This window comes from Mesorhizobium sp., from assembly GCF_004963255.1.
Classification (GTDB): Bacteria; Pseudomonadota; Alphaproteobacteria; order Rhizobiales; family Rhizobiaceae; genus Mesorhizobium.
Genome location: NZ_SUGA01000078.1, coordinates 1 through 3,382 on the forward strand (window position 1 = coordinate 1; position 3,382 = coordinate 3,382).

Sequence of the window (3,382 nt, forward strand, 5' to 3'; positions counted from 1 at the left end):
CCGAATCACCAACTCAGTTCCGTGCAAAGCCCTCACAAGGGGAGAAGGGAAAGGCGCTACTGCCCCGGCCGCCCGGTCTTGCCCGGCCGGCGTTTCTGACGGCGCTCGTCGGCCGGGTCCTCGTAGGAGCCGATGCCCGAACGCTGGCGGACGATGGGGTTGCTGGAATCGTCGCGTTCGTTCGCGCCCCCCTCTGTCCTGCCGGACATCTCCCCCACAAGGGGGGAGATCGGCTTTGGCTTCGCCGGCACTTTTCCCTCGACGGGCTTTTCCGTCCGCCGCACCGTCATCTCGTCGAGCGAGTTCTTGCGGAACAACGGCTTTGTGCGGTCGCCGGGAATGCCGAAGTCGGAGCCATGCGCTTCCTGCGCCGTCTGCTTCTTGAACAGCGAGCGCGAGACCGCGCCGGCCGGCGTCGTCATATCCGTGCCGGGGCCCATGTCGTCGAGCGAGGGCTTGGCGAAGAGCGGCTTCTTTACCGGCAGGGCGCCGTCGGCACCCATCTCGTCGAGATGCGGCTTGCGGAACAGGTTGGGCCGGGCGGCCTTGGCCGCCTCCTCGGCGGCGCGTGCCTCGTCGAGCCTGCGGAAACGCTCCTGCTCCTCGGCCGTGCGATGCCTGGCGACGCCCTTGTTGTGCTTGCCCTTCTCGCGGCCCGATGCGGGACTTTGGCTTTCCACCTCGCGCGCCAGCGGATCGTCGGAGATGGCGAGCTCCATCTCGCGCAGCCGCTTGATCTCGTCACGGACACGCGCCGCCTTCTCGAAGTCGAGATTGGCGGCGGCATCGCGCATCTGCTTGTCGAGCGCCTCGAGATGGGTTTTCAAATTGTTGCCGATCATGGCGCCGGCATCGTCGGTGAACTGCGAGATGTCGGCGCGGACATGGTCCTTTTCGTAGACCGAGTCGAGGATGTCGGCGATGCGCGACTTGACCGATTCCGGCGTGATGCCGTTGGCGGCGTTCCACTCCATCTGCTTCTCGCGGCGGCGGTTGGTCTCCGCCATCGCCCGCTCCATCGAGCCGGTGATCTGGTCGGCGTAGAGGATGACCTTGCCGTCGACATTGCGGGCGGCGCGGCCGATGGTCTGGATCAGCGAGGTTTCCGAACGCAGGAACCCTTCCTTGTCGGCGTCGAGGATGGCGACGAAGCCGCACTCCGGAATGTCGAGGCCTTCGCGCAGCAGGTTGATGCCGACCAGCACGTCGAAGGCGCCGAGGCGCAGGTCGCGCAGGATTTCGATGCGCTCCAGCGTGTCGATGTCGGAATGCATGTAGCGGACGCGAATGCCGTTCTCATGCAGATATTCGGTGAGGTCCTCGGCCATGCGCTTGGTCAGCACGGTGACCAGCGTGCGGTAGCCGAGCCTCGTCGTCTCGCGGATCTCGCCGACGACATCGTCGACCTGGCTCTTGGCCGGGCGCACCTCGACCGGCGGATCGATCAGCCCGGTCGGGCGGATGACCTGCTCGGCGAAAACGCCGCCGGACTGCTCCAGCTCCCAGCCGCCCGGTGTGGCCGAGACCGCTACGGAGAGCGGGCGCATCGCGTCCCATTCCTCGAAGCGCAGCGGCCGGTTGTCCATGCAGGAGGGCAGGCGGAAGCCGTACTCCGCCAACGTCGCCTTGCGGCGGAAGTCGCCGCGATACATGCCGCCGATCTGCGGCACGGTGACGTGGCTTTCGTCGATGAAGATCAGCGCATTGTCGGGTACATATTCGAACAAGGTCGGCGGCGGCTCGCCCGGGGCGCGGCCGGTGAGATAGCGGGAATAGTTCTCTATGCCGGCGCAGGAGCCGGTCGCCTCCAGCATCTCCAGGTCGAAGCGCGTGCGCTGTTCCAGCCGCTGCGCTTCCAGCAAGCGTCCAGCCTTTTCAAGCTCTTGCAGGCGATGCTTGAGCTCTTCCTTGATCGACTTGATGGCCTGATTCAAGGTCGGGCGCGGCGTCACATAGTGCGAGTTGGCGTAGATCTTGACGCTCTTCAGCTCGCCGGTCTTCTGGCCGGTCAGCGGATCGAACTCGGTGATCGACTCGATCTCGTCGCCGAACATCGAGATGCGCCAGGCGCGGTCTTCCAGGTGGGCGGGAAAGATCTCGATCGTGTCGCCGCGCACGCGGAACGAGCCGCGCACGAAGTTGATGTCCTGGCGCTTGTATTGCTGGGCGACGAGGTCGGCGAGAAGCGAGCGCTGGTCGAGCCGGTCGCCGACCTGCATCTGGAAGGTCATCGCCGTGTAGGTCTCGACCGAGCCGATACCGTAGATGCAGGACACCGAAGCGACGATGATGACGTCGTCGCGTTCGAGCAGCGAGCGCGTCGCCGAGTGGCGCATTCGGTCGATCTGCTCGTTGATCGAGGATTCCTTCTCGATATAGGTGTCGGTCCGGGGCACATACGCTTCCGGCTGGTAATAGTCGTAGTAGGAGACGAAATACTCGACCGCGTTCTCGGGGAAGAACTTTTTGAACTCGGCGTAGAGCTGCGCGGCCAGCGTCTTGTTGGGCGCCAGGATCAGAGCTGGGCGCTGCGTCTCCTCGATCACCTTGGCCATGGTGAAGGTCTTGCCCGAGCCGGTGACGCCGAGCAGCACCTGGGTGCGGTCGTGCCGATCGACGCCTTCGACGAGGTCCTTGATGGCGGTCGGCTGGTCGCCGGCCGGCTCGAAGTCCGACACCATCTTGATGGCGATGCCGCCTTCCGACTTTTCCGGCCGGGCGGGACGGTGCGGCGTCCAGAGCTGGCCGTCCTTGTGCAGCGGATTGCCGGACTCGATCAGCGCCGACAGCGCGGCGACGGTCGCGGTGACGCCGCTGGACGAAACCTGTTCGGCGTCCTCCAGGCTGATGTCGAGGCCGGCCACCGGGTTGAGGCCGGCGGCGGCGCGCTCCTTCGCCGAGGCCGCGCCGCCCATCGAGGTGCCGCGCGCCGTCCGTCCGGGCGCCGACGAGCGCTCGGGGATCTTCTTCGGGGCTTTCGCCTTCGGCTGCTTTTCCGCCTCGCGCTCGATCTGCCCGGCCCAGTCGGAGATCGAGCCGGTCAGCGGCGCGCCGGTGAAGTCTGCCTGCGGCGCCTCGGCGAAGCCGCCGGGGTTCAACGGCTCGGCGGCGTCGAGGAAGTCGGTCAGCGGGCTGCGCCGCTTCGGCGCGCCGTCTTGCGAAGGCGTCTTCTTGTCAGGATGTCTGGCCATGGCCCGAATATGGGTGGACTCGGCCAAAATGGAAAGGGCCGAGTGAAAGGGCGCCGGCCGGGCGCGGATGCTGCTGACAGAAGGCTGTCAGGAGAGGCGTCATGATCCGCTGGGGCAGGCTAACGTCGACCTCAACGGTTCCTCGCCCCGCCAGAGGCGGGGAGAGGTGTCCGCGAAGCGGACGGAGAGGG

1 protein-coding gene is annotated in these 3,382 nt (G+C 66.3%); it reads right to left on the reverse strand.

Annotation, left to right across the window (positions count from 1 at the left end):
• Positions 1-56: 56 nt before the first annotated feature.
• Positions 57-3,191: an excinuclease ABC subunit UvrB gene (uvrB, locus tag E5X34_RS32400; protein ID WP_292573250.1), complete on the reverse strand. Its 3,135-nt coding sequence runs from the start codon at positions 3,189-3,191 to the stop codon at positions 57-59.
• Positions 3,192-3,382 lie beyond the last annotated feature (191 nt).

Coding starts and splice junctions, on each gene's coding strand:
- uvrB (WP_292573250.1), bottom strand. CDS start 3,191: ATGGCCAGACATCCTGACAAGAAGACGCCTTCGCAAGACGGCGCGCCG.